The following is a 25,932-nucleotide window of genomic DNA, read 5'->3' on the forward strand; positions in this document are numbered from 1 at the left end:
GCGGAAGCTGTACTTCAGATTTCTTGCAAAACCACTTCTATACTAAATATTCGAGATAAATCGTCTTATCTACCGTGTGCAGGGACACTGAAACGCGGTCACCACTCTTCAGCTCAAGACCACGCGAGGCATCCGCAGCACGTCCGGATCTCTCTACAGTAATACCTTCTCCACTGCGTAACAGCAATCGGTCATTCTTAGCTGGTGTGAAAATAATGCTCTCGCTTTCCTTCAGCTCAGGCGCTAATTGCAGCAGCTGATGAAGGGTGAATTTGCCTCTGAATCCAGCAAGTTTCTTATATTGTGGGTAGGTCTTCTCACCCGTATTGCCGTCTTTAACCTCAATTACCAGCTGTCCAACAAAACCACGTGCCGATTTCTTATTCAGCACATACCATGCGGCAGCGGCTGCCAACACCAGAAGAATACCACCAATAATGTAATACAAGGTATTGGACGAAGCTTCTTTCAGAGGTTCTTCTTTGCCCGTTCCTGTCGAAGGACTGGTAGTTGCAGCGCCACCTGCCTTCGCGCTGATTTTTACAGGAGCACTTTCACGATAGAAACTGCTTTCCTCTGCACGAACCTTCAGCTCATAGTCATGGCTTTCTTTTACCTCGAAGGTGCCCTTAAAAACATCCCCGGAGTTATCCAGTTCGATTTCCTGTACATCACCTGTATCGATATCTGTAGCAAGCAGTACCGCCTTCATATCTTGATACAAATTACTGAGCGTTACCTGAGTACCATTGCTGAACAGGTGAGAGGTAATATCAATTTTATCACCTTTTTTATAGGTTGCTGATGGCAACGCATCGATCTTAAGCTCCAAATCATAGTTAAAAACTAGATTAATATCAATTTTATCCTTTGGCACACCTTTGACCTGAAGCTTCCAATCTCCTTCTTGCGGTGACAACAGCTTGATCAAGCTATAAGTAGAAGACTTCGACAGCACAACATCCTTGGACGGGATGGCGACAGCATTTCCTGAAGGATCAGTTAGCTTCGCGGTCACAGGCTGTGACGACATAATTGAGATATTGGCTTCCAAAACACTGCCGTTAGGCACGTTAACGGTCACATCCTGATAATCCCCATTTGCAGTGATCGACTGCACAGGTACTACCTTTAGCTTCAGATGACTAGCAAAAATTTCACTAAGTATTTGCGGAAGATCATCTGCGGAGTCCGTCGAAAATGCTTTACCACCTGTCTCAGTGGACAGATCAGCGAGTTTCTGTTTATTCAGCTTGCCGTCTGCATTAAGCCCAATCGTATAAATGGGATAGCCATTCTTCTTGGCAACCTCCACAGCGGCGTTCAGTTCTTTATCCGATTCGCTTTGCGTCCGGCCTGTTGTTTTGTTGAAATCGTTATTGCCGTCAGCTAGCATTACGATGATTGGCTCATGTTTCGGATCGCTACCATTCTGGAGCACCTTCACAGCTTCTTCCACACCGACAGCAATGTCGGTATAAGCTCCACGGTCCAGTCCATCAATAAAATCCTTCAAATCCTGTTTATCTGTCTCTGAGTTAATTTCCAGCAGGGCCTTCTCCCGCTGTACCTTGTCGGTATAGGCAACAATACCTACTTTATCACCTTGGGTGGATAGCATATCTATGAACATTTTCATCGCTTCGTTCGCGACTTTGTTCTTGTCACTAGTCTTCATGGAGTTGCTGACATCGATAAGAAGCACCGCATCAATGTGAGATTGCGCCGACGTTGCCGCATAGGCCTGAACCGCTGCAAAAGGTGAGGCAGCAAGACATAGCGCCAGCAGTAATGCCGGGAAGATACGTTGAAAAAGTGTATTAGTTGTTCTGTTACTTTGATATTTACGAAGCATAAATAGGGCTCCTCTTGTGTTATATTAGGCACATATGACAGGTTCAGCACTGTCGCTAAAATCTGTAAATAGTATGCCATTATGATATAATTAAACCTTGTAAACTTCAACTTTAGGACCGCCGGACCAAAGTAGCAATGATGCATAGAGTGATCATTCTATGAGCCATCCAGACTGCGAGGCGTCTATGAGAAAGGACTGTTCCATGATTTCATACGTCATTCTTGGGATTACGTTCCTAATTGTCGTAATTCAGATTCCCATCTATGCTGCACGCCAACGTAAACCACTAACTCGAGATGATATTAACGATCGACTGCTAGCCGCTTTGAACGGAGGCGATAAAGGCCGTGAATAAGAAAAGACCCGTTACCTTCCGGCCTTTCAAGGCCCCGCGTTACGCTTATGACAAGCTTCGTATTTGTCGCCACTGCGGACAATACACCGCTCTCGGTGAAGATCGATGCACCAAATGCGGTAAAGACTCACTTATTACGGTAGAAAAGCAAGCTGCATCTATTGCAGGAAGAAAAATGCATACGCGCCTCCTATTCATCTTACTGCTTACACTAGCCTCCGTCTATTTTGGGAATAGCATAGAGCAGATGATGTTATGTGGTGCCGGAGGGATTCTCCTCGCTGGACTATTGTACTATACGCAGCGAAAAGCACGGCAGAACGAGAATCTTCGTTCTCTTAACGAGCTGCTTGGACGAGGGATTGGCATCATCAAAGAGGGACTGGAGATCAACCGTCAGGAGGCTGTCTCCGTACTCCGTGAGGATGATGTGCTTGCCTACGAGAAGCTACGCGAACTCTCCATCCTGCTTCGTGGTGACCGGATCGCACGTCAACGTATCGCCTTGCTGCATGGATTTTTGCTTCGCAAGGATATGGATTTAGAACTGGAGCAGCTTCTTCTTAAGGATTTCGAGCCGCTACTAGCCGAATATATCGGCGAGATCGCTAAGGTCCGTCCTGATCTGATCAAAGATCGTACACTACGATACGTAAAGAACTATGAAGTAGAAATTCGTCATATGAATAATGGTATGACCATCCTTACAGGAGTTGCCGGAGCTGCAGTAAGAATGAAGCGTTATGCCCTGCTCTACTCCAGTATGATCGGCCGATACGTGCAAGATCTACCTAAAGACCGCTTTATGCGGTTATCCAAACTCATTGCTGCTAATCCCCATGAACCGTGGAATGGCTTGGACCAAAGAGTAGCGGACATTCGCGAAGCCAAATACCGCTGGGACCCCGAAGTTCAATAGACATTCTTATATTTCAAGAAGAAACGGGATTGGCATCTTATTGATGGCAATTGTTTCTCGGTGAAATATAAGGATAAAGAATGATGTGAAACTATGCTTTCTTATATTTTGAAAAAAGAGGCTACTCTATATGACGTTCAAACCATTAATAACCCTGCGAAACTTTATGATCATTTTGTGTATAAGCATGTTTGTGATGCTTGGACAGAAGGTTTTTCTCATCGCCGACAAAATACAAATAACCAAGGAAGCCGACCGTCTCTATGCTGCTGGCGATCTGATAAGTGCAGAGAATCAGTATCGCCTAGCGGCGGCAAACCATTCCATTCTTTATATGGAAGAAAAGGTTACGAAGCGACTTGATGAGCTGTCACCAATCACGGCCATCCGCCAAGGTTTGAATGCCTTGGTATCTTCCGCTAAAGCACAAGCTGCGACTAAAGATTTCACCGGATTTATGAAAAGTTATGATACTCTCCTCAGCTTAAAAGCTACATATATGAAGCCCGGTGGTCCTTATGAGTCCTATTATCGCCAGTTATCGACCGATTCAGGCATTTCTGACCGGTTCACAACCTACTTCCGAGAATTTAAGGAGCAGTTTCTTACCGAACTTGCTCAGAGCCAAGATGGAAACACGAGTAAAGAAGACACTTTTAAATGGAATCTGTTGCAGATTCCCGATGCTTATTACGGAAGCGCTGCATCCAAGGAGGAGTTGCTAGCCTCAAAGTTCAAAAGTCATGATACAGCTAAACTAAAAGCCTTAGCAGGCACAGGAAACTTTACAGGCATGCTGGAGAGCACCCTCTCCATGATAAATGCTTACAGCCAGCATAGTTACGAAGCGCCATGGGTACTTGGGCAGGCAGAAAGTAGCGGAAAGATCATCCTGAACAAAGATCTAGAGAGCGATAACATCACCGCCTTTGCTGGGCATGCTGTTGCTTATCGTAATTTTGCAGGATCGGCAGGGATCACCTCATCCAAAGTACTAACCTTAGTAGATACTAGTAAAGCTAAACTACTTAAAAATGCCAAGCGTATGACCAGTAAAGGTCAATATGCTGAAGCTATTCAGCTATACAGTGATCTTGCTCCGCTAGAAGATACTTCTTCAATCATTGCCGCTACAAGATTGGCTTGGAATATTGCCGAGCCTGTGCGCCTTCTCCCGGGCGGTGAAGAGCAAGGCAGATATGGGAACGTCATCTCCAGCAAGGGACTACACGATAAGAAGGTCATTGTGGCTGGAACGGATAGCAATGGTGTCCTCTATTATGCAGCAATGAATAGCGACGAAAGTGTCATAACTTTAACTGGAAATATTTTACCGAAATTCGAGAGTCTGCGCAGTCTAACTTTTAATGACCAGCTTGCTGCCTCTTCAGATTCTGGTGCCCCCGTGGTTCTGGCTGAATCTGAGGTCGAAGGTGGACGTACCCTTTTTACAGCATATGAAATGAAGTCGGATGGTATTTCGCAGTTGTTTTCAGTGTCTGGAGATAGCTATGAACTGCAGTCCGTTGATTCCTTACTCGTATCTAACGCGGATCTCGGAGACGGTGTCGTTGGACAGACGGCACGTTATCGTAAAGCAGATGGCAGCTATCAATTTGCTGAGATTGTTCAGGAGTATGCGGTAATTTCAGCTTCCGATGTAGCGCTTCATCCTTTTGAAAAGGTATCTTTTCACTGTGAAATCGTCGCAGATAACTTCGGTAATAAGCTGGCTTACTCGAATGGGGTTTATATTTTGCTTCAAGGAGACTTGGGTTCCGTTACAGGTAACGCGTTAGTTAGTGGTCAATATCAGAACGGTTATCAGCTTGTTGGAACGGACATGGGAGAGCAATATGTGCCTGTGTTTGTGGTGGAATCCGTGGGTAGTATGAGTTTTGGACAGTAGAATATATGAGATAACTGCTTAGTCGAATTGTGGGATCGCTCATCGTGACGAATGAGAAACTTTATATATACATGAACCTAGGATCACCATGTCCGCTTAGTTTTTTTGTCCAAGGGGTGTCGGTAGCCCGTCTATACTTGTGGTGTTCTTCTCTTGTCTATATTCTTTCAGACCTGCTTCGCCCTTTTGGATAGACCAACGTTGTAACGACTCTCGCTCACCGTCATAACTCATGAATGGGACCGAAAATCCGCAGGAAGTCTGTACCTTATGAACATCAATTAAAATGATCTGTCTAGCTCCAGGCAGAGGTGTAAAAATAGGGTACAGTGCTTCCCATTCAAATGAACCAGGCAGGATTACTGTCCCTGTTCCATACAGTCTCAGAATGTTCGGCGGTCCTTCAAACGCACAAAACATAACCGTCACTCTTCCATTTTCCAGCAGATGTGCGCTCGTCTCATTGCCACTACCGGTCATATCGAGATAAGCCACTTGATTAGGAGACAAAATCCGCAAGCAATCATGACCCTTAGGTGAAAGGTTAACATGCCCCTCTTCAGATAGCGGCGCTGACCCTACGAAAAAAAGATGCTGCCGAAGAATAAACTCCTGATGTGCAGGTAATATAGCCGTGAATTGTTTTCCCATTTGGTGTTCTCCGTTTCATTTTGGTTTGTGTGTGATTTGTTTGGTGGGACTGTCATGCTCCATCGAACATATTAACTCAACCAGCTACTTCGTCTACACTTCCTTAGTTCAACTCCATCAAAATTCATCCACTTCACTCAACAAGTTATTTCATTTACACTCCACTTGCTCCATCTCCTCCCAAACGGTTTGGAGCATCATTAGGGTAAATGTAGGGTATTTTTACCCCTCTTTCTTGCTTTTTGGGCTCTTTGCGGCAAATATAGGGTATTTTTACCCCTCTTTCTCGCTAATTTGGCTCTTTAGGGTAAATGTAGGGTATTTTTACCCCTCTTTCTCGCTAATTTGGCTCTTTAGGGTAAATGTAGGGTATTTCTGCCCCTCTTTCTCGCTATTTGGGCTCTTTGGGGCAAATGTAAGGTATTTTTACCCTTCTTTCTTGCTAATTTGGCTCTTTAGGGTAAATGTAGGGTATTTCTGCCCCTCTTTCTTGCTATTTGAGCTCTTGAGAGTATTGTAGGGCATTTTTACCCTTCTTTCTTGCTATTCTAGCTCTTAGAGCCTAATAGGTGGCATATTTACCGTTCTTTTGAGCGGACTCATTTGTTAAGTATTTACTCATTCCTTCTATTGATATATATTCGTTTTAATCGTTGAGTAACCCTTCACCCTCACCCGAGGGATTCAGCTCATCCGCGAAAAAAGGAACTGCCTCTCGGCAGCCCCCAAATCCCCACGAAACATTTCTTTTAGCTAAAATATCTTTCACCCGATCTACTCAATCGCAATATAAATCTCAACCTGCGTGTTAGCAGGATCAAAATTCCGCGAATCGTAAATTTCAAAATCGCCCGTATAAGTTCTTGCCTCTGTAGAGCCCTTAAAATAAGCCCAAATCTCCCCCCATGCTTGCGAGACTACTTCAAATACCGGACCTTTTTTCGTCGTAAAAACCATATACTTGCTCTCTGGTACAGCCGCACTCACGATGCCGCTATCCGCTAAATATCTCTCCCCAGCGACTTCATGCCCAATCACAACGGTATAAGCTCCTGACGCATCACTCTCATAATCTGTATACAAGGCATAGATATACTCAGGCTTAACCGTATCCATCTGCCCCGCAATATTACTTTGAAAATACGTTTCCCACAGCCGCGATAAGCCCCCATCGGGACCCATTTCTACTTCATTTGTCGTACGTATGCTAACCCCAGCCAATGTCATCTTCGGTTTTTGTGAAAAATAAGTATTCATTATTCTCCCTCATTTCCTGTAATTGAGTTCAGTATACACAAGGGAAGTGGACATCTGTCTGTCCAGTTAGAGCAGAATTATCGATTTGGGTTATAAAAGCATCAATGGGGTAATTAATAGTATGGAACTACACTCGAAGGGAATGACTCCAGCATGTCAAAAATTAAATTAGCCGTCATCTACTACAGTGCCACAGGAACTAACTACCAGCTAGCACAATGGGCCGCGGAAAGCGCCGAGAAAGCGGGAGCTGAGGTAAAGCTGCTGAAGGTGCAGGAACTGGTTCCCGAGGATAAAATCGCGGCCAATCCGGCCATGAAGGCTCTGGCTGAGAAGACAAAAGATATCCCCGTTGCAACACCTGATGATATTGTGGAGGCCGATGCGATTATTTTCAGTTCTCCAACCCGTTACGGTAACATTGCTTCTCAAATGAAGCAGTTCATTGATACAACCGGAGGGATTTGGGGCAAAGGACTCACCGTAAACAAAGTTGTCAGCGCCATGAGCTCAGCACAGAATCCACATGGCGGACAGGAAGCAACGATCTTGGCACTCTACACATCCATGTATCACTGGGGAGCGATTGTCGCAGCACCAGGTTACACAGATCCCGTCACATTTGGAGCGGGAGGCAACCCGTACGGAACAAGCGTCAGTGTAGATGGAGACGGTAAAATGATCGAAGAGCAGGATCGGATCCGTGATGCTGTTTTTCATCAAGCGAAGCGCACCGTTGAAGTGGCCGGCTGGGTCCAAGCAGGCAAAAGTAAAAACGCCAATAGTCAGAACTAGACGCCCACCTTCGATCGATATATCAAACACCCCTCGGAGCTACCTACGTAGCATATAAACCGAGGGGTATTATTATTTTTAAAAATTACTCTCCAGGATACTTAAGACCCCACTGCGCACGTATTTGATCCAGCAGTTGCAGAATCGCTAACGATTCATCCAGTGACATGACTGGGCTTTCTGTTAGCCCTGCTTGTAGACAACGTCCTACTTCCTCTGCTTCAAAACAATATCCAATAGAAGCTCGATCATCCACAAAGCTCTCTACCTTCTCATCCCCTATATAAAGCGAAGCAGATTTCGGGTTCACTAACGTCCCTTCAACAATTATACGGCCCTCTGTTCCAAACACATGCGCTTCCTCCAGCGTATTAAGACGAATACCACCGTTCAACGAAGCGGTTTTCCCATTGCCATAATTCAGCAGCAGGGAGAAATGCTCATCCACTCCAGTCTCACCAATATGCACCGTACTGGAGATAGATTCAGGATGAGGTCCAAACACCATCGAGGCAAAAGAAACCGGATAAATCCCAACATCCAGCAGCGCGCCTCCGCCCAGCTTCGGATTCAGCAATCTGCTTTCCGGATTCCAGTCGGTGCGAAATCCTAAGTCTGCCTTCACCAAGCGAACTTCACCGATTCTACCCTCGGCGATCCATTCTCTAACCTTCACAATCGCCGTGATGTAACGACTCCACATAGCCTCCATCAGGAACAGCTTATGATCTCTAGCGTAGGCCACTACTTCTTCCAATTCTCCGCTATTCACGGTAAAAGGCTTCTCACATAGGACAGCTTTGCCTGCACGCAGCGCCAATAGTGCATTTTCTTTGTGAAAAGGATGTGGCGTTCCAATATATACCGCGTCTACATTCGGGTCATTTACCAATTCCTCATAGGTAGCATAAGCATGTGGTACTCCATGATCCCTCGCGAATTTATCTGCACTTTCCTGTGAACGCGACCCCACGGCATATGCCACACCATTGCTGGCGTGAGCTAAATCAGTAACAAACTGATGGGCAATCCAGCCTGTACTGAGAATTCCCCATCTTACCTTGTAAGCGTTATCTATTTTCATTTGCATGTTCCTCCTAATCCTTCTGCTAAGCCTCTTTAATTCTATCAGACCATTCTAATAAATGTATAGGAACTGATGCCAGCAAATACCACTGTCACCACCAAAATAGCAATATTCCAGATCCTGCTCAAAGCCGCTGAAGGCTCGTTAGAGCTCTGAATAAACGCTTTTTGCAGAAGGAACTGGAGAAGCTTCATGATTATGAATCCCAAACATCCAAGCCCGCTTTGCAAAATAACCTCCAGACTAGACTTACTTACAAATCTATCAGCCATGTTCCCATCGTAATGGATCGGGACCCTATCAGGCATTTTGGAATATAGGAATAAATAAATAGCTACAGGGATTAAGGCTACCACACCGCTTAAGATCATCATCAGTTTGGTTTTGGACAACATTAATAACCTCCTTATACAGAACAATAATCTCTAGTTATTCTCCTTCCACTTCAATTAAAAATATCCGTTCCTTAAATCCACCACGACGTTCAGCTTTCTCCGCACGAAGCTCCTCCAGTTCTGCGCTGTTACTTCCATGGGTCTCCGCCAGCGCTTGAATTACTTCCAGCATGTCGGCAAGCTCCTCTAGAGCTTCTTCATTACTCACTGCCCGAAAATACTCCTCCGACTCTTCTTTCAATTTTTTACGTAGTTCAGTTATGTATTCTTTGGACTCTAATATCCTTGTTTTAAAGTCTTTACCTTGAGAAGCTATCAGGTTGGGAATTCCGTCACGCACTAGCTTTTCATATACGGGCACTTAAGTTCTTCCTTTCTACTTGATGTTCAGACTGCCTTCACACTTGATCTGATTCCACCATTAGCCGTACTACAAAAGGAATATCTGCAGGAGCAAAAGTGAACTGACCGAGTGCAGTTGGAAACACCCACCTATATTCATCGTGATCGACAAGTTCAATTACACCTCCCATATATCGGGCTTTCCAAGCAAACAGTCTGATCTCGACACTTCCATAGTTGTGCTCGTTCACGCCAAAGCTTTCATAGGGAAGGATTGTTATCCCCATCTCCTCCTGAAGCTCTCTCTGCAGACAATCTGCGATGCTTTCACCCTGCTCTATTTTGCCGCCAGGAAATTCCCACAGACCTGCCTGAGATTTACCTTGCCTGCGCCGAGCAATAAGAATCTGTCCTTCTTCATTATGTATAATCGCTGCCGCCACCTGAATCACAAGGAACACCTCCTTTATTGCTATTTATTAGACAGATACTTCTATTAAAACATACATTTCATTCCAAACCAAAGAGACTCTCCCAAAAGCTATTAGGCCCGGGAAAGTCTCTTCCGTACAGTTTCTCTATAAATTCACAGCAAAGTCTTCTTTACGGAAAGACTGCTATTTCGTCAATACAAGCTCTAATCGAACCTCAAGATTGTTCTCCGTATCCAGCACAACGGTGTGTGGATTGCTTAAGCCAAAATCAGAAAAAGCCACTGTTGTTGTACCCGACAGCATCAGCTGTCCACCACTGTAAGCTGCTTGAGACTGGAAGGTAACATCCTTTTCTACACCCTTCACTGTAAGCGTTCCTTGCATTTCAACCGGCACAGTGGCTCCTTCGGTCCATTCCGTTGGCAGCTCCGAGAATGATTTAACGACAAACGTAGATTGTGGGAATTCCGTAACGGCTAGAAAATCTTCCCCTTTTACATGCTCATCTCTTTGACCATTGCCAGAGTCCAGAGCGCTCATATCTACTGACCCTTCTCCAACCATCGAAGTAGAATCTTCTATATTAACTTTCCAGGTACCTTGAACTTTGTTATCCACGAAGTTTACTGTTTCTTTAGAAGTGGTTACTGACCAATATACTTTAGAAGCATCCGTAACCGTCCAATCACCGTTTAATTGATCGGCTGTGACCGTCGCTCCTGCTGATGCTCCAGTGTTAGTCGCGCTTTCTCCATTACCGGCTGTTGTGGCTTGCCCTGGAATCACGGACTCGATCTGTACATTATTGCCCAGCGATTTATCCAGCAATGTATAACCTGTGACTACTCCTACGATAATGACTCCGGCCGCGATCAAGGCTATTCTTTTTCTCTTCATCCTGTTCCCTCCAATATTCAAAATATTCTGTATATTTTCAAGCTCGTCCCTCATTCTAACAAAGCAATAAGTCGGGAAGAAGTCAGAGCAGAGCGAGCTATGATGTGTTAAACTTGTCGTAATTTTATAGATTGGAGGACCACCACATGATGAGATCCATTCTAATTGTTGAAGATGAGGAAGCTATCTCCAGGGTCCTCAGTGCCTATCTGAAAAAAGCAGGCTTCCATGTCACCCGTGTAGCCGACGGACGTGCTGCGCTGGAGTCGTTTGCTATAACACCTCCCTCATTAGTATTACTCGACATCATGCTGCCAAACATGGACGGCTTTGAACTGCTAAAGCTGATCCGTGAAAAAAGCAGCTGTCCCGTGATCATGCTCACCGCAAGGGACGGGATCAATGACCGACTAGCCGGTCTCGACGGTGGTGCGGATGATTATATGTCTAAGCCCTTTATTCCTGAGGAAGTGGTGGCACGCGTGAATGCTGTGTTACGCCGTCCTTCGCAGTGGTCCGATGGCAGCCGCAAACGGCATTATGGCAGTTTGTTTATCGACTTTACTGCACGAGCTGTCTTTTTAAACGGGGTTGAGCTGAGTCTTAGTCCACGTGATATGTCGGTCATGTTATTTCTGGCTGAAAGACCTAATCAAATATGTACTCGCGAGCAATTAATAGAACATGTCTGGGAGATGGATTACGAAGGAAGTGACCGAGCCGTGGACTTGTCTATCAAAAGACTTCGCCAAGCGCTGTCGCATTGGCCAGTAGATGAGGGGGAAATCCGTACCCTGAGAGGGACAGGATATCAATTATGGACAACCTAAAGAAAAGCAGCCCCAAACGTACTTCGATTCTCTCCTATTGGACGATTCGTTACCTGCTCATCATTAGTGTTGGCCTCCTGCTAACTGCACTAACGACGTTCTGGTGGATCCAACAAGAAGCTATGAGTAACCGGATGCAGACTACTGGATTATTAGCACAGGAGATTGCCGACCGGAGCGTAAATCGTGAGGGATCAATAGAGATCAGCCAAAATCTTGGAATGCTCATTGAAGACCGAAAACGATTCTTCAAGTTAACCGTAGAAATGTGTGTAATCATTACGGATCAGCAAGATCAGATGCTGTTCTCTATGCCACCACTAACTGAAGATGAGATGAGGCATAAACTTAATGATAGTCTTAACGACTCTCGCAGTCCGGAGTTCAAAGCTGCAGTAGCGTCCATAAAATCGGATGGGGAAACGCTGGGACAGGTGATTGTCCTTCAATCCAAGAAATCGCTGAGGCATATCCCGCAGGAAGAGATCATTTTTTTCTCCATTCTGTTGCTATTTCTAATCATATTAAGTTGGCTAACCATTTACCTCTTGTCTCGTAAACTGGCAAAACCGATCCAGAAAGTAGCCAAAGCAGCCGCTCAAATCAGTCATGGCCGTTATGATATCGTTCTGGATAAGGACGCCAAAGAACGAGAAATCCATGAACTGATGTTGTCTTTTGAAGAGATGGCAGGCAAGTTACAACAATTTGAGCAGTCCCGTGCGGTTATGTTAGCCGGTGTATCCCACGAACTAAAGACACCAGTGACCTCTATTAAAGGCCTAATCCATGCCGTTCGTGAAGGGGTCGTGGAAGACGATGAGGCGATGGAATTTCTAGATATTGCTTTGCAGGAAGCTGGACGATTGCAACGGATGGTTGCCGATCTTCTGGATTACAACGCACTGACTGCAGGAATCGTCTCTGTCCGTCACGATCGACTGGATGCCGTGCCACTGTTATCAGAAATCGTGTATCAATGGAAGCTGACACAAGCGGATGAAGTTGCGGAGCCTATGCTCCATATGCCAAGAACTCCCTTATTTTTGTGTGGGGACCCGCTACGTATCCAACAAATCATCGTCAATTTACTTAATAACAGTGTACAAGCCAAAGCCCCAGACCGAATGGTGCAGCTTACAGTAGAGCTGCTTGAACAGCAAGGTCATGGCATGGCGGAGATTCGTGTTCAGGATAATGGGCTGGGCATCTCATCAAATCATAGTGAGCATGTCTTCGAGGCTTTTTTCCGAGGTAGCGACAAACAGAGCACACTACGTGGTCTGGGACTCGGTCTCACCTTCAGCCGTCTTTTGGCCGAATCTATGAATGGAAGCCTTGTGCTTGAGAAGCACTCCCAGGAAGGCTGTACCTTTGTGCTGTCTCTGCCGCTTGATCACTAAAAAATAGTCTGCGGGCCATCGTCATGGTATAATCATGTGCACAATCACACCGAAAACCGGAGGCTGTATATGCTTACTTTTGAACAAAAATTAGCGATTCTCGACTCTTACCCCCAACTGGAACGTAAAAACGTATCCCTTGGGCGCGTGAACTATCACTACGAGGAAAGCCAGCATGATAAGAAAACCGTTGCTTACCATCTGCATCCTAATGGGAATGGTTATGTGTTCGCAGGCTTATTGCGGGGCTATGAGGCAGATGATAAGGGCTTTGTGAACATTCGCGACTACTCGGAATCCGAGCTGCGGAGTCTGTTGGATGCCTCCATCACCTCACTCTCTATTTACATTCCAGACGCCCCTGTAGCCAGCAAAAGAAAGAAAAAGGCTGCGGCAGCCGCCGACTCACTCTGGACTAATGATGAGGGTCATACACTTACTCTAAAACTTGAGGATGATTTATGGTATGTCTATGCCGACCTTAATCTAGAAATGGCCTTTGAGACCCTTGAGGAAGCTAAAGAATATTTAGCAGAAGAGGGATTTACAGCACAGGAGTAAGCAGGGGTAATAATAACTCCTATCAGAAAAAAATAAAAAGAGGTGTCCTAACAGCCATTTGTTTTGGCGATTTGGACACCTCTTTTCAGTTGTACACTTGCAAGCTCTACCCATAACTTCGCTAATAAAAAACATTAATATCCCCTCTAACTGCCGAGACCATCATTCAATAATTTGTAGTATAAAAAGAATACTACCACTAAAACCCAAATTATGGTTAGATGAAGGGGAAGCTATATCCTAAAGGGAAAGAAGCGTGAACGCACATGAGTTTTGAAATCGTAGAAGCCACTATACCGGAGATCCAAGCAGCATTAGAAGCCGGAGAACTTACGTCAAAACAACTAGTTCTCATGTATTATGAACGCATAGCTGATCATGACAAAAATGGCCTGACGATTAACTCTGTGCTGGAGATCAATCCTGATGCATTATTTATCGCAGAATCTCTAGATGTTGAACGTACGATCAACGGCTCCCGGGGACCCCTGCACGGCATACCTGTGTTATTGAAGGATAACATCAATACCGGGGATAAAATGCATACTAGCGCGGGCTCGCTGGCTTTGGCGAATTCTTTTGCCGGGGAAGATGCGTTTATAGTTACCAAACTGCGTGAAGCCGGAGCAATCATTATGGGTAAAGCCAATATGACCGAATTCGCCAATTTTATGACAACCGGCATGCCCTCCGGATACAGCTCCCGCGGCGGGCAAGTCCTTAACCCCTACAATATATCTACACCAACAGGTGGCTCCAGTGCTGGTTCCGCGGTAGCTGTCGCTTGTAACTTTTGTACAGTTTCTGTTGGCACAGAGACCTCGGGATCGATCCTTAACCCTGGTAACTTGGGCTCCATTATTGGCATTAAGCCAACCGTTGGACTGCTCAGCCGTTCGGGAATCCTTCCGCTATCCAATACACAAGATACTGCTGGCCCTATGGCCAGAACCGTTCGTGATGCCGTTCTGCTGCTAAACGCATTGCTCGGCAATGATACTCAAGATGCAGCAATGGGAACGAATATAGGTAGAATCCACAAGGATTACACTGTATTCCTAGACGAGAATGGCTTGCAAGGCGCCCGAATAGGTATCCCGCGTGATTATTATTTCGAGGAGCTGACAGAAGAACAACTTGCACTGTTCAATGCTTCTGTAGATAGAATGAGAGAGCTTGGAGCTACTATTATTGATCCTGCGGATATTAAGACCGCCCGGGAAATTAGTTATTCTTCTGTGGTATTGAATGAATTCAAAACAGCTTTGAACGCTTATTTATCTCGTTTGGGCCCTGGGGCACCGATGCGAACGTTGAAGGATATTATTGATTTTAATCATGCACATCCTGTGGAGACTTTGAGATATGGTCAAGCTACGTTAATAGATGCGGAATATACCTCTTCCGGCACACAAACCGAACCAAAGTATTTGCTGCACCGTGCGACTGACCTAAAACTATGTAAGGAAGAAGGCATCGACGCCACCATGAAGGAGCACAATCTGGATGCCCTGCTGTTCCCCGCCGATTTCGGCGCCAGAATTACCTCCAGAGCAGGATATCCGTCCATCGTTGTGCCTTCCGGTTATACATCAGCCGGCGCCCCCTTCGGTGTAACTTTCTCAGCGAAAGCTTATCAGGAGCCTACACTCATCAAGCTCGCCTATGCTTATGAACAAAACTACAAGGTGCGAAAAGCACCATCGCTAAAGAGTTTTATCTGATCACTTCTTATATCAAAAAGCCCGTAAACGGTGATGGTCTCATTCACTGTTTACGGGCCTTTACTTTTCCAAAATCTACATATACTTACTCATAGTCACGTTGATTCTCTTCATCGGCAATATTCTGAATTTCATCAGAGTGAATTAGAAACAACTCATACTCTCCTTCAGCATGCAGCTTCAGCGCCCGCTCTTTAAAAAACTTCGGACTCCCCTCCGCCGCATCCTCATCATAAAAGAGCAATATTCCATCACTTTTGCGGAACAACAAATCGTCTCTAGCCCGAAACTGCCAGCTACCGTCATAAGGAGCATTACTGACCGCCCCGAAGAAATCCGCACCCGCAATAATACGCCGATACTCGTTCTGCTTTTCTTCTTTCCATTTCTCTTCCTGTCCAGTATGCGCTGTAATGATCCCAAGCTTTAAGTCCGGATATTGTAGCTTAAGTTCGCTCACCACTTCGCATGCCCACAGATCCACACCATATTGCCCGGGTGTAATCACCCATTCCACGCCTTCTTCTATTAGAGGTTTTAATCGGTTAGCTAGTGCTTTTTTGATATAAGGAATCCCTTGATGCTTATTGTCAAAAATACCGAGCTCGTGCGCACGATACCCCGTTACTAGTAAAGTCTTCATGTGCTGCCTCTTTCCTGAACGTTGGCTTATCCTTTAAGTCTACATATTTGTTCATTATATAACATTTGCACACTTCATTTCTTTAGGCAAACTTTCAGCTAATATTAAGCAATCTTTCAGAACCGTTTGTTATATTTCTTCTAAACCATTTTTTAAACGACTTAGGTTTATGCTTTCGAAGCTAGTTTTGTACGAAGTAATTCGAAGTAGCAAGCCTTACAAAACTTTTAGGAGGAGAAAAAAATGAGGAGATTCATCCCTTTTATGATCTCAGGAAGCCTTCTTGCTTCTCTATTGTTAGCCGGCTGCAGCTCGGATTCTGAGAAAACAGATTCTGCACAGTCTGATAGTTCATCAGCGCAGCAACCACAAGCAAACGGCGATCAACAGAATGGCGGACCTAATATGTCCATGAATTTCGGTAAGATTAAGAGTGTAAGCGATACTACCCTTACCATCTATAAATCGGACATGTCTATGCCCCGACAAGGTGCTGGAGAAGGTGACGGGCAGAACAGTCAAGGCGGTACCCCGCCGGAAAGACCTGATGGCGATCAAAGTACAGGAAATGGCGCTGCGCCCGAGGGTGGGATGCCACAAGGGGAAATGCCGGAAGGTGGCGGACAAGGCGGTGGGCCACAGGGAGGTAGAATGCAGCAAAGATTCTCCGATGAAACCACAGACATTACGATTGATGCGGATACTAAAATCGTAGCGGTTACCTTCGACAATGGCACGCGTCAAGAAAATGCGATCACCTTAGCAGAACTGAAGGCTGATGATATTATCCAATACACACTTAAATCAGATTCCACCGTGGCGGAGAGCATTACATTAAGTAATGGCAATCTCGGTGGAGCTACTCCAGATGACAGCGCGAGCAGCAGCAGCTAATGAAATGCTGCACCACAAAAAAAGATCTCCGGGGACAAGTTGGTTCCCCGGAGATCTTTTTATATATACTACGAATTAGTTCTTATCCGACAAAATCAACACTCCACGGGCTGGCACAACAGCAGAACCGTTAACCTTATTGCCAGTCAGAAGATCCGTACGCTCAGTAGCACCAATATCCGCACTCAAATCACCAGTAGTGTGGTTCAGCAAGAATAGGTAGGATACGCCTTCCTTCACACGTTGCACAGATTCGATACCTTCCGGTGCAGTTACTAGCGGCTGAATGTTCTTGTCGGCACACAGATTGGCTAAGAATCCTTTCAAGAATCCCGCTTCTGGGCTGGTAGCCACGTAATACGCTTTACCTTCACCAAAGTTATTCACAGTCAAGGCTGGCATTCCTTTATAGAAATCAGATCCGTACTCTGCCAAAACCTCAGCGCCTTCGGCATGAATCAGATCGCAGAGCAGATCACATTTGTAAGAACCACTCAAATTGCCCCACGCTTTGTCCATCACAATCTCATTGCTCATCCCTGGCAGCAGTGCATCAATTTCCTCTGCCCAGATCCCGAGTACGTTGCGCAGTTCCCCAGGGTAGCCACCTACGGTTACGAGGTCGTTCTCATTAACAATTCCGCTGAAATAAGTCGTAATGAATGTACCGCCTGCTTTTACAAAAGCTTCAACCTTCTCAGCAAAACCCGGCTTAACCATATACATCACAGGTGCGATTACAATCTCATATTTGAACAGATTCTCTTCTACACCGATCATATCGGCTTCGATATTTTGTTGGTAGAGTGCATCATAATATTTATGAATCTCATTCACATAATCCAAGGCTACGGATGGTCCGCTTGAAAGGTTGATGGCCCAGCGGTTTTCCCAGTCATAAATAATCCCTACTTTAGCTACACTCCGCGCATCCAATAGCTGATCTCCAAGCTGTCCCAGCTCTTTACCTAGCTCAGCGCATTCACGGAATACACGCGTATGCTCATGTCCCACATGCTCAATAACAGCTCCATGATACTTCTCACATGCACCAATTGAACGACGCAGCTGGAAGAACAGAACAGTGTCTGCACCACGCGCAACAGCCTGATAACTCCACAAGCGCATAACCCCTGGACGTTTCAAAGAGTTATATGGCTGCCAGTTCTGCTGGCTTGGCGTTTGCTCCATCAGCATGAAAGGTTGTCCATTCTTCAATCCACGCATGAGATCATGCGTCATGGCTGTGAAGCTGACTGGTGTATCCAGTGAAGGATAGTTGTCCCAAGAAATGACGTCCATATGTTTAGCCCACTCAAAATAGTCCAATTCATCATAAAAGCCCATCAAGTTAGTGGTAACAGGTACGTTAGGACTGTGCTCCTTAATCGCATCGCTCTCAATTTTGTAGCATTCCAGCAAGCTATGAGACATAAATCTACGGAAGTCTAATGAAATGCCTTGGAAGTTGGTGCGGTTGCCATCCCATTCTTCACTCAGCTCACTAGGCAGTACAATTTCTTCCCAATCATAAAACGTATGTCCCCAAAAACGTGTATTCCATGCTTTGTTTAATGCATCCAGAGAACCATAACGATCCTTCAACCAGACACGGAACGCCGCTTCAGATAAATCAGAATAATCATAGTTACTGAACTCATTCGAAACGTGCCAAGCTACAAGCGCCGGATGATCCTTATAACGTTCAGCCAGCTTTCCTGCCAGCTTCGCTGCAAACTTGCGGTAAACCGGACTGTTTGGATTCGAGTTATGACGTCCACCGAACTTGCGTTTTCTACCCTTCACATCAACACGAGTAACTTCAGGATAACGATGAGCCATCCAAGCTGGGTGCGCTCCTGTACCTGTTGCCAGACATACGTAAGTACCATTTTTATATAGTCTATCCATTAATTCATCTAGTGATGAGAAATCATAAGTGTCTTCGGAAGGTTGGATCAGCGCCCAGGAAAACACATTAATTGTGGCAACATCAATTCCTGCCAGCTTAAACATACGCTCATCCTCTGCCCATACAGGCGCATCCCATTGCTCTGGATTGTAATCTCCACCGTACCAAATCTTAGGTAATTTATCGTTAATCACACTTCGCACATCCTTTATAGTATAATTATATATATATTGTAATCGGTTAACCTTACGCTATAAATATAAAATAATCTTCCCAGCATATAAGAATATGGAACCAAGAGGAGATGGAGTCATTGAAGGGAATCGTGCATCGTAGAATTGTGTTCCCCCATGAGGGTGGACAAGATCTACCTATCACAATAGACAGTATCGGTCACAATCATCAACAGGAAAAAGTATCCCGCTTAGATGGCTACGAAACCTATCATTGGCTCCAAACGGCGTCTGGTGAAGGGGTGATTCATTTTGAGAATAAAAGCTTCTCCCTTCCCGCAGGCAGTGGTGTATTACTTCTCCCCTATACTCCACATCGCTATAAAGCTTCGGCTGCTAACTGGAGCACCTCTTATTTAACGTTCGGAGGCAGCTCTGCAGGGTCTATTTTGGAGACGCTGGGGATGAATATGAATTCTTTTTACCGCTGGGAAAAAGAGGCGCCTCTCTCCCAGCTGCTAAGAGAAATACTTGATCAGTATGATGCCTCACAGGACATGTTTGGTCTGACTGCCTCCACTGATGCTTATCGCTTTCTGCTTACTTTAAGCAAATATGGGCAACTGCATAACAACACAACGATATCCCGCAATGTGGATAAGCTGCAGCCGCTTCTGAAATGGATGGACAGCCATTATGGTGATCCTGATCTCGGACTTAACGATCTAGCCGATCAGCTCGGCGTCTCAGGGCGATATCTCAACAATCTATTCATACAAACCTTTGGGCTATCTCCTTATGCCTATTTCGTACGGCTACGTATCCGTAAAAGCAAAGAAATGCTTGTAAGCCAGCCGGATCTTACTGTAAAAATCATCTCGCAGAGAGTCGGCTTCCGTGATGTTAGCCATTATGTTGCCACCTTTCGCAAGCAGTCAGGGACTACACCGGAGCAGTTTAGACGACTTCACTAATACTCTAAGGTGTACTGCTTAATCGCCTCCTGCGTAGTGAAATGCTACATAAGGTTGCGTATGACAGAGCTCATCGCTGTGTGGATCTCATTAGTATGGCATGTGTGTCAGAGTAACTGCATTTTGTACACTTAAATCAGCCTGTTCAGCACAAAATATCCATATAAGTGTATTCTGTGCAGTTATATCCTCGGCATTTGGCTGTGAACCGCGATACTTCGCATTATAGCTGCACTAAATACACCTAAATCCATTTCATAGCCCGAGAGCGTAAAATAAGTGTAGAAAGTGCAGCTATTCCGCACCGTACAAACTCACCCTCCACTCCAAACGCAGCATTCTTCACTGCACTAACTGGCTTGTCTCGACAGCTCTCCCGACCCAAGGAGTACATTTAATTGCACTTCATGCAATAGAATTTGCCTTTTTGTCTCATTTCGAGCATTCTATTGCACTTCGTGCAATAGAAACTGGTGAAACCCATCAAAATGGACGTTTCCTGCCAATCTGATTGCACAATCTGCAACAGATCTCAAATCCACCCACCCAAAAAGGAATTCTATTGCACAGAGTGCAATTACTTAGAATCTTTTACATCTCCAGAATATCCACACCATACGGCTCAAGCTGCAGCTCTCCTGAACAAATCAAGTGATCCAGCAGACTGCTATACTCCCGTGGCAACGGGACCGTCACCGGCTTACGGCTCAAATTAAGCAAGAATAAGAAGCTTCCTTGATCTCCCGAACGCACAGAGGTCTGTACTCCATCCGGCAAACCCTCAAATCTAAACAGCCCCTGCTGTTTGGAAAGGCGCTCCAATAAAACTGACCAGAATCTCTCTTCCATATGAGTCCCAAAGTAATAAACCTGACCTTTTCCAAAAGCATTCACGGTTACAGCCGGCGTTCCACTATAGAAATCATCGCCATACCAAGCAATCGGCCATGCCACAACAGGTCTTAGGATATCGCACCACTGTGTGCATTCATATTGGTTCCCCTCAGCATCAACGACCTTATGGGTTTCAGCACCTATTGGATCATACTCCAGCACTTCAACCCCTGTGCAATAGCTCAGTAGCCCCGGTAGTGGTTGCATGACTGCGATGTTATTTGTAGTTTTCACGCCACTTCGATTGGTAATAAGCAAAGTTCCGCCAGCTAGTGCAAAATCCTCCAAACTACGTACGATCTCCTCATCCAGCAAATATAAATTCGGAGCAATCACTACTTTATAACCATCCAGCGATTGTCTAAGATCGATAACATCGCAACCCATACCGAGCTTCGTCACCGCACGGTGTATCTGTTTAATATTCTCATAGTAATCGAATCCTTCAGCCTGAGGCTGAATATCCAGCGCTGCTTTTTCTTCATGAGAATGAAGTATAGCTACTTCATTCTTTAGCGTCGTTCCAGTCAGCTTCTCCCCTAGTGTATTAACCTCATGGCATAACTGAGTGAACTCCGCAAACCTTCGTCCTGGGACATTGCTGTGATCAATCAGTCCGTGCCAGAATTGCTCTGCTCCCGCGACTGCATTACGCCAGCGGAAATGAACGACGGTATCCGCACCTCTGGCTATTGTCTGCCACGCATAAGCACGAATCATCCCAGGATACGGCGTTCTCCACATCGGCATCCAACAACCTGGTGAACCACTTAGCTGCTCCATGATCCAGAAGTTTTGACGTTTAATACCACGGGTTACATCTAGTGAAAGTGCTCCGCTATTTGGTGTTGTCGCTTGCTTGGTTGGCGAAGTATTCGGATAATAGTCAAATGCAGCGAAATCCAGATCAGCACCGACTGCGTACATATCCAGACGCTGCGGATAGCTATGAAAGTTATGAGTGATAAAATGCTGCGGACAAACAGACCGCAAAATATCAATCTGCGTCTTCTGGAATGCTACCACCGAATCCCACTGAAACCGCTGATAATCTAGCAGGAATGATGGATTCTGGTGTGGTGATCCGCCCAGTGGAACAGTAAGCTCATTCCAATCGCTATATTCTCCACTCCACACAACCGTTCCCCACTCTGCATTCACCCGATCAAGGCTGCCATATTTGGCTTTCACCCAATTGCGAAACGCTATATTACAAGCATCACAATGACAATCTAACATCCCGAATTCATTATCAGTCTGCCAACCAATAACGGCCGGGTGTTTACTATAGTGCTCCGCAAGTCGCTGCGTGATACGACTTCCGTATTCGCGCAAAGATGTACTATTATAGCAGCGGTGTCCGCGTACCCCTGGATGAAAGGTCTCTCCCTTCGCAAATACCGGCAACACGTCCGGAAATTTCGTAGTTAACCATCTAGGAGGTGTAGCTGTGGGCGTACCAATCACAACCTGTAATCCATACTTATGAAAAAGATCCAGCGCGCGGTCCAGCCACCCGAACTGGTAATTGCCCTCCGCTATCTCTAACCGGCTCCATGCAAACTCGGCGACTCGAACTACCTTGACACCTGTTTCCTTCATTAATCTGATATCCGGTTCCCACATGGATTCTTCCCAATGCTCCGGGTAATAGTCCACACCTATCTGAATAAGATCATATCGTTTCATCGACGTCCTCTCCCCCTATCTTGTTATCATCAAAATAAAAGGCGCTCCCCGTCTCATAATGATGAGGTATACGGAGAACGCCTTTGTTAACCACTAGTCCATTTTAATCTTCTTTATGAACGAGCTTCACTTATTTCTTAAGCTTGTCCCAAGCTGCTTGCATGCCTGTCATCCAGCCATTCACATCAACCTTGCCAGCGATCATCTGTTGAATCACACTAGCAAATTCTTGAGTTACACCATCAGGGAATTTAGAGGATTGCAAACCATACACTTTGTCTTCTTTTACATAGTTCCATACGTCAGATCCAAGCTTACCGATATCTTCAGGAGTTGCTTCGATGGTGGACAACGCAGGGATGAATTTCCATTTTTTAACGATGTACTCTTTACCCATATCTGAAGTTACCAACCAGTTCAAGAATGTTTTAGCTTCTTCTTTAGATCCGGAATCTTTGTTGATAACAAGGTTTGCAGGAATACCTACAGTCATTTTGTCATTCTTTGCAGCATCTTCATTGATTGGCATAGGGAACATACCGATGTTCATGTCAGGTGTAATGTTATCAACAAGGGTTTGTGCCCAGTTACCTTCTTGCATCATTGCAGTTTCACCTTTAGCAAACATAGCCAAGTGAGTGTTAGCATCTGTAGTCAACGGATTTTTTTGTCCGTATTTCAAAGTCAAGTTGAGCAAGTTGCTCCAATCTTCAAACACTTTGTTACCTACGATTGTACCCGTACCGTCATTCAAGCTCTTAATGAAGCCATTTACATCATCTTGTTGAGCAAATGCTACGCTGATCCCTTGGTTACCAAGGAGCCACCATTCTTGATACGCATTACCAAAAGGAGTTACGCCAATCGCTTGCAATTTCTTAGCTGCATCTTCTAGTTGTGACAATGTTTTAGGAGTTTCAGTGATGCCTGCTTTTTCGAACAGGTCCTTGTTATATACAAAACCAATTCCTTCAAGGTTCATTGGCATACCGTATACTTTACCGTCTTTAGTCATTGGCTCTGCTGCCATAGGAATCAGATCTTTCACCCAAGGTTGATCGGACAGATCTTCCATCTTATCTCCCCAAAGCTCCATTTCAGCATATCCACCATTTGAGAAAATGTCAGGCGCGTCGCCGGAAGCAAACTTAGTCTTCAGTGCTGCAGCGTAATCGGCACCACCACCAACGGTTTGAATATCCAGCTTGATGTTAGGGTGTTCTTTTTCAAATTCAACCTTAAGCTCATTAAGACCTTCAACGATTTCAGTTTTGAATTGAAAGATCTTAACCGTCTTTACTTCACCTTTATCTGTGCCAGCGCTTCCATTTTGTGAGTTACTAGAAGCGTTATTGCCTCCACCGCATGCTGTTAATGCTAAACTCATAGCCATTACTGCCGAAAGTGCAACTGCCGAGCGTTTCTTATTCATTATATTTTCCCCCTTAAGATAGTGGACTACTTATGAAATATTTGGAACGGAGGGCTCGGTGTTAACCTTTCACCGAGCCAGCCGCTATTCCCTCAACAATGTAACGCTGCATGAATAGATAGAAAATGATAATTGGAGCAATCCCGATTACGAGAGCTGGAAGCGCCATATCCCATTGTTTGGTGTATTGACCAAAGAAGGAGAAGGTCGCCAGCGGAATGGTCCGAAGTTCTGGTGCCTGAAGAATCAAGGAAGGCAGCAGATAGTCATTCCATATCCCAAGTGCATTAAGCACGATCGTTGTCATTACCATTGGCTTCAGCAAAGGAAGTACTATGCGGAAGAATACGGTAATCGGATTACATCCATCAACTGTAGCCGCCTCTTCAATTTCAAGCGGAACGGACTTGATAAAGCCGTGAAACAGAAAGATTGCCATTGGAACACTGATCCCTAGATTCGTAATAATCAAACCCAGGAAGGAGTTGTTTACTCCCATTACATTTACAACTTTCAAGATTGGAATCATGATCGTTTGAAACGGAACAACCATTGCGGCTACGAACAACAGTAACAAAAACTGATTAAATTTCGTATTCGCCCGAACCATACGATAAGAAGCCATCGCACTAAACAGAGAGATTAGAATAACACTGATAACAGTTATGATAACCGAATTTCGGAAAGCTTCACCGAAACGTGCCAATTTCCAAGCACTTGTATAGTTCGACCACATAAATGTCTGTGGCCAGCTTGCAGCATCACTCAGAATTTCACCGAAGGATTTCACTGAGTTTGCTAGCAAGAAATAAAATGGAGACAGGAAGAGCAGGGCCAGAAGAATCATCAACACTTCCACGCCGATATTCCATCTGCTTTTTGTCTTGGCGTTCATTAAGCTTCTACCTCCTTGCTCTTCGTAATACGGACTTGAATCAGGGTGATAATCGCCACAATAACGAAGAACAGCAGCGCTTTAGCAGTACCCAGACCGTAACGATTGTTCAGGAAGGCTTCATTGTAAATATTCATAGCAACCGATTCAGTAGATTTGAACGGTCCACCTTTCGTTAAGGAAAGGTTAAGGTCGAACATTTTGAAGGACCAAGAAATAGCCAAGAACAAACCAATAGTTACAGCAGGCATTATTAATGGAACTACAATGTTGCGTAGTACCTGCCAACGAGAGGCACCATCAATATCAGCCGCTTCCAGGACTTCTTTCGATACGTTACTGAGAGAAGCGATGTAGATAACCATCAGATAACCGGAAGACTGCCAAACAAAAACCATTACAATCGCCCAGAAGCCGGTTGTTGCATCACCCAGCCAAGGAAGATTAAAGAACGACCAGCCTGTGAGTTCTCCCATTGTTGCGAACCCTTTGATGAAGATAAATTGCCAGATGAACCCGAGCAATAATCCCCCAATAACGTTCGGCATAAAGAAGATCGTCCGAAGCATGTTACGTGTCTTTAATGGTTTCGTTAACAGATAAGCTAGGAAAAACCCTACCACGTTAGTCAAAATTACACCTAACACAGTAAATCTTACGGTAAACCAAAAGGAAGACCAGAAGTCGGGGTCATTCGTAAATATAGTGGTGAAGTTTTGAAATCCGACCCAACTTACATTACCGGATACACCGTTCCAGTCTGTGAAGGAGTAATACATCCCCATGATAAATGGGATAATCGTTATTAAGGTAAAAAACAAAACTGCAGGACCAACGAAGAATACCTGTTGACCTAACTGGGACAACTTAGTGCCGCGCATTTATTGTCCCCCCCTTTCTTTTGCTCACTTACTTGTTTATGCTTTATACACATATTATCTGTTTTTTTGAGCGCACCTCACACCTACGGAAGTGATCTTTCAGGTGTAAAATATTGATCGGATGTGAC

The 25,932-nt window shown here is 45.0% G+C and carries 24 protein-coding genes; 10 read left to right on the plus strand and 14 right to left on the minus strand.

What is annotated here, in order from left to right:
• Window positions 1-37: 37 nt before the first annotated feature.
• Window positions 38-1,855: a vWA domain-containing protein gene (locus MKY52_RS04725; RefSeq protein ID WP_341050131.1), complete on the minus strand. Its 1,818-nt coding sequence runs from the start codon at window positions 1,853-1,855 to the stop codon at window positions 38-40.
• A gap of 187 nt (window positions 1,856-2,042) precedes the next feature.
• On the opposite strand from MKY52_RS04725, the gene MKY52_RS04730 reads away from it, so the two are divergent.
• From MKY52_RS04730 to MKY52_RS04740, 3 genes are all read left to right on the plus strand, one after another.
• Complete coding sequence (locus MKY52_RS04730; protein ID WP_341050134.1) at window positions 2,043-2,213, plus strand: hypothetical protein; 171 nt, start codon at window positions 2,043-2,045, stop codon at window positions 2,211-2,213.
• On the plus strand, window positions 2,206-3,132 hold the full coding sequence (locus MKY52_RS04735) for a hypothetical protein (RefSeq protein WP_149646435.1): 927 nt from the start codon (window positions 2,206-2,208) through the stop codon (window positions 3,130-3,132). The genes MKY52_RS04730 and MKY52_RS04735 overlap by 8 nt, the downstream gene beginning before the upstream one ends.
• A gap of 130 nt (window positions 3,133-3,262) precedes the next feature.
• Entirely contained in the window at window positions 3,263-5,041 is a 1,779-nt protein-coding gene (locus tag MKY52_RS04740; protein WP_341050137.1) for a hypothetical protein, read from the plus strand.
• A 96-nt stretch (window positions 5,042-5,137) separates the two neighbouring features.
• On the opposite strand, the gene MKY52_RS04745 is transcribed toward MKY52_RS04740, so the two are convergent.
• A complete protein-coding gene (locus MKY52_RS04745; protein ID WP_341050139.1) occupies window positions 5,138-5,692 on the minus strand; it encodes a pyridoxamine 5'-phosphate oxidase family protein in 555 nt (184 codons plus the stop codon).
• A 774-nt stretch (window positions 5,693-6,466) separates the two neighbouring features.
• A complete protein-coding gene (locus MKY52_RS04750; protein ID WP_341050141.1) occupies window positions 6,467-6,949 on the minus strand; it encodes a GyrI-like domain-containing protein in 483 nt (160 codons plus the stop codon).
• 153 nt (window positions 6,950-7,102) lie between these two features.
• On the opposite strand from MKY52_RS04750, the gene wrbA reads away from it, so the two are divergent.
• Entirely contained in the window at window positions 7,103-7,744 is a 642-nt protein-coding gene (gene wrbA, locus MKY52_RS04755; protein WP_076299112.1) for an NAD(P)H:quinone oxidoreductase type IV, read from the plus strand.
• Between the two features lie 85 nt (window positions 7,745-7,829).
• On the opposite strand, the gene MKY52_RS04760 is transcribed toward wrbA, so the two are convergent.
• The 5 genes from MKY52_RS04760 to MKY52_RS04780 all read right to left on the minus strand — a co-directional run bounded on the left by MKY52_RS04760 (window position 7,830) and on the right by MKY52_RS04780 (window position 10,899).
• Complete coding sequence (locus MKY52_RS04760; RefSeq protein WP_341050143.1) at window positions 7,830-8,828, minus strand: Gfo/Idh/MocA family protein; 999 nt, start codon at window positions 8,826-8,828, stop codon at window positions 7,830-7,832.
• 44 nt (window positions 8,829-8,872) lie between these two features.
• A complete protein-coding gene (locus tag MKY52_RS04765; RefSeq protein WP_341050144.1) occupies window positions 8,873-9,226 on the minus strand; it encodes a DUF1648 domain-containing protein in 354 nt (117 codons plus the stop codon).
• Between the two features lie 34 nt (window positions 9,227-9,260).
• A complete protein-coding gene (locus MKY52_RS04770; protein ID WP_341050147.1) occupies window positions 9,261-9,587 on the minus strand; it encodes a nucleoside triphosphate pyrophosphohydrolase in 327 nt (108 codons plus the stop codon).
• A 37-nt stretch (window positions 9,588-9,624) separates the two neighbouring features.
• Window positions 9,625-10,020, minus strand: a complete 396-nt coding sequence (gene mutT, locus MKY52_RS04775; protein ID WP_341050149.1) for an 8-oxo-dGTP diphosphatase MutT — start codon at window positions 10,018-10,020, stop codon at window positions 9,625-9,627.
• 165 nt (window positions 10,021-10,185) lie between these two features.
• Window positions 10,186-10,899 carry a YceI family protein gene (locus MKY52_RS04780; protein WP_341050150.1) on the minus strand — a complete coding sequence of 238 codons (714 nt, stop codon included), beginning with the start codon at window positions 10,897-10,899 and terminating at the stop codon, window positions 10,186-10,188.
• Window positions 10,900-11,048: 149 nt separating this feature from the next.
• On the opposite strand from MKY52_RS04780, the gene MKY52_RS04785 reads away from it, so the two are divergent.
• From MKY52_RS04785 to MKY52_RS04800, 4 genes are all read left to right on the plus strand, one after another.
• Window positions 11,049-11,729 (plus strand): response regulator transcription factor, encoded by a 681-nt coding sequence (locus tag MKY52_RS04785; protein WP_042193322.1) that lies wholly within the window; start codon window positions 11,049-11,051, stop codon window positions 11,727-11,729.
• On the plus strand, window positions 11,717-13,132 hold the full coding sequence (locus MKY52_RS04790; protein WP_341050152.1) for a HAMP domain-containing sensor histidine kinase: 1,416 nt from the start codon (window positions 11,717-11,719) through the stop codon (window positions 13,130-13,132). The genes MKY52_RS04785 and MKY52_RS04790 overlap by 13 nt, the downstream gene beginning before the upstream one ends.
• A gap of 69 nt (window positions 13,133-13,201) precedes the next feature.
• Window positions 13,202-13,693 carry a hypothetical protein gene (locus tag MKY52_RS04795; RefSeq protein WP_149646426.1) on the plus strand — a complete coding sequence of 164 codons (492 nt, stop codon included), beginning with the start codon at window positions 13,202-13,204 and terminating at the stop codon, window positions 13,691-13,693.
• A 266-nt stretch (window positions 13,694-13,959) separates the two neighbouring features.
• Window positions 13,960-15,417, plus strand: a complete 1,458-nt coding sequence (locus MKY52_RS04800) for an amidase family protein (RefSeq protein WP_341050153.1) — start codon at window positions 13,960-13,962, stop codon at window positions 15,415-15,417.
• 85 nt (window positions 15,418-15,502) lie between these two features.
• Here MKY52_RS04800 and MKY52_RS04805 read toward each other — a convergent pair whose 3' ends face one another.
• On the minus strand, window positions 15,503-16,060 hold the full coding sequence (locus tag MKY52_RS04805) for a DUF1273 domain-containing protein (protein ID WP_234534519.1): 558 nt from the start codon (window positions 16,058-16,060) through the stop codon (window positions 15,503-15,505).
• A gap of 243 nt (window positions 16,061-16,303) precedes the next feature.
• Here MKY52_RS04805 and MKY52_RS04810 point away from each other — a divergent pair, with 243 nt between their 5' ends.
• Window positions 16,304-16,954 (plus strand): hypothetical protein, encoded by a 651-nt coding sequence (locus tag MKY52_RS04810; RefSeq protein WP_341050155.1) that lies wholly within the window; start codon window positions 16,304-16,306, stop codon window positions 16,952-16,954.
• A gap of 75 nt (window positions 16,955-17,029) precedes the next feature.
• Here the strand turns inward: MKY52_RS04810 and MKY52_RS04815 are convergent, their stop codons facing one another.
• Entirely contained in the window at window positions 17,030-19,060 is a 2,031-nt protein-coding gene (locus tag MKY52_RS04815; RefSeq protein WP_341050157.1) for a beta-galactosidase, read from the minus strand.
• A 119-nt stretch (window positions 19,061-19,179) separates the two neighbouring features.
• Here MKY52_RS04815 and MKY52_RS04820 point away from each other — a divergent pair, with 119 nt between their 5' ends.
• Complete coding sequence (locus tag MKY52_RS04820; protein WP_341050159.1) at window positions 19,180-20,013, plus strand: AraC family transcriptional regulator; 834 nt, start codon at window positions 19,180-19,182, stop codon at window positions 20,011-20,013.
• A gap of 591 nt (window positions 20,014-20,604) precedes the next feature.
• Here MKY52_RS04820 and MKY52_RS04825 read toward each other — a convergent pair.
• The 4 genes from MKY52_RS04825 to MKY52_RS04840 all read right to left on the minus strand — a co-directional run bounded on the left by MKY52_RS04825 (window position 20,605) and on the right by MKY52_RS04840 (window position 25,804).
• Window positions 20,605-22,596: a beta-galactosidase gene (locus MKY52_RS04825; RefSeq protein WP_341050162.1), complete on the minus strand. Its 1,992-nt coding sequence runs from the start codon at window positions 22,594-22,596 to the stop codon at window positions 20,605-20,607.
• Window positions 22,597-22,726: 130 nt separating this feature from the next.
• A complete protein-coding gene (locus MKY52_RS04830; protein WP_042185065.1) occupies window positions 22,727-24,028 on the minus strand; it encodes an ABC transporter substrate-binding protein in 1,302 nt (433 codons plus the stop codon).
• A gap of 61 nt (window positions 24,029-24,089) precedes the next feature.
• Window positions 24,090-24,923 carry a carbohydrate ABC transporter permease gene (locus MKY52_RS04835; RefSeq protein ID WP_042185063.1) on the minus strand — a complete coding sequence of 278 codons (834 nt, stop codon included), beginning with the start codon at window positions 24,921-24,923 and terminating at the stop codon, window positions 24,090-24,092.
• Entirely contained in the window at window positions 24,923-25,804 is an 882-nt protein-coding gene (locus tag MKY52_RS04840) for a carbohydrate ABC transporter permease (RefSeq protein ID WP_076283845.1), read from the minus strand. Before MKY52_RS04840 ends, MKY52_RS04835 begins: the two co-directional genes overlap by 1 nt.
• Window positions 25,805-25,932 lie beyond the last annotated feature (128 nt).

Origin of the sequence: Paenibacillus sp. FSL P4-0184 (genome assembly GCF_038004625.1) — a bacterium.
Classification (GTDB): domain Bacteria; phylum Bacillota; class Bacilli; order Paenibacillales; family Paenibacillaceae; genus Paenibacillus_AQ.

What these genes read in the sequence shown, in the direction of transcription:
- MKY52_RS04835 (WP_042185063.1), bottom strand. Translation starts at nt 24,923, where the DNA reads ATGAACGCCAAGACAAAAAGCAGATGGAATATCGGCGTGGAAGTGTTG.
- MKY52_RS04780 (WP_341050150.1), bottom strand. Translation starts at nt 10,899, where the DNA reads ATGAAGAGAAAAAGAATAGCCTTGATCGCGGCCGGAGTCATTATCGTA.
- wrbA (WP_076299112.1), top strand. Translation starts at nt 7,103, where the DNA reads ATGTCAAAAATTAAATTAGCCGTCATCTACTACAGTGCCACAGGAACT.
- MKY52_RS04725 (WP_341050131.1), bottom strand. Translation starts at nt 1,855, where the DNA reads ATGCTTCGTAAATATCAAAGTAACAGAACAACTAATACACTTTTTCAA.
- MKY52_RS04840 (WP_076283845.1), bottom strand. Translation starts at nt 25,804, where the DNA reads ATGCGCGGCACTAAGTTGTCCCAGTTAGGTCAACAGGTATTCTTCGTT.
- MKY52_RS04750 (WP_341050141.1), bottom strand. Translation starts at nt 6,949, where the DNA reads ATGAATACTTATTTTTCACAAAAACCGAAGATGACATTGGCTGGGGTT.
- MKY52_RS04795 (WP_149646426.1), top strand. Translation starts at nt 13,202, where the DNA reads ATGCTTACTTTTGAACAAAAATTAGCGATTCTCGACTCTTACCCCCAA.
- MKY52_RS04830 (WP_042185065.1), bottom strand. Translation starts at nt 24,028, where the DNA reads ATGAATAAGAAACGCTCGGCAGTTGCACTTTCGGCAGTAATGGCTATG.
- MKY52_RS04745 (WP_341050139.1), bottom strand. Translation starts at nt 5,692, where the DNA reads ATGGGAAAACAATTCACGGCTATATTACCTGCACATCAGGAGTTTATT.
- MKY52_RS04740 (WP_341050137.1), top strand. Translation starts at nt 3,263, where the DNA reads ATGACGTTCAAACCATTAATAACCCTGCGAAACTTTATGATCATTTTG.
- MKY52_RS04760 (WP_341050143.1), bottom strand. Translation starts at nt 8,828, where the DNA reads ATGAAAATAGATAACGCTTACAAGGTAAGATGGGGAATTCTCAGTACA.
- MKY52_RS04730 (WP_341050134.1), top strand. Translation starts at nt 2,043, where the DNA reads ATGAGAAAGGACTGTTCCATGATTTCATACGTCATTCTTGGGATTACG.
- MKY52_RS04790 (WP_341050152.1), top strand. Translation starts at nt 11,717, where the DNA reads ATGGACAACCTAAAGAAAAGCAGCCCCAAACGTACTTCGATTCTCTCC.
- MKY52_RS04825 (WP_341050162.1), bottom strand. Translation starts at nt 22,596, where the DNA reads ATGAAACGATATGATCTTATTCAGATAGGTGTGGACTATTACCCGGAG.
- MKY52_RS04805 (WP_234534519.1), bottom strand. Translation starts at nt 16,060, where the DNA reads ATGAAGACTTTACTAGTAACGGGGTATCGTGCGCACGAGCTCGGTATT.
- MKY52_RS04810 (WP_341050155.1), top strand. Translation starts at nt 16,304, where the DNA reads ATGAGGAGATTCATCCCTTTTATGATCTCAGGAAGCCTTCTTGCTTCT.
- MKY52_RS04785 (WP_042193322.1), top strand. Translation starts at nt 11,049, where the DNA reads ATGAGATCCATTCTAATTGTTGAAGATGAGGAAGCTATCTCCAGGGTC.
- MKY52_RS04800 (WP_341050153.1), top strand. Translation starts at nt 13,960, where the DNA reads ATGAGTTTTGAAATCGTAGAAGCCACTATACCGGAGATCCAAGCAGCA.
- MKY52_RS04765 (WP_341050144.1), bottom strand. Translation starts at nt 9,226, where the DNA reads ATGTTGTCCAAAACCAAACTGATGATGATCTTAAGCGGTGTGGTAGCC.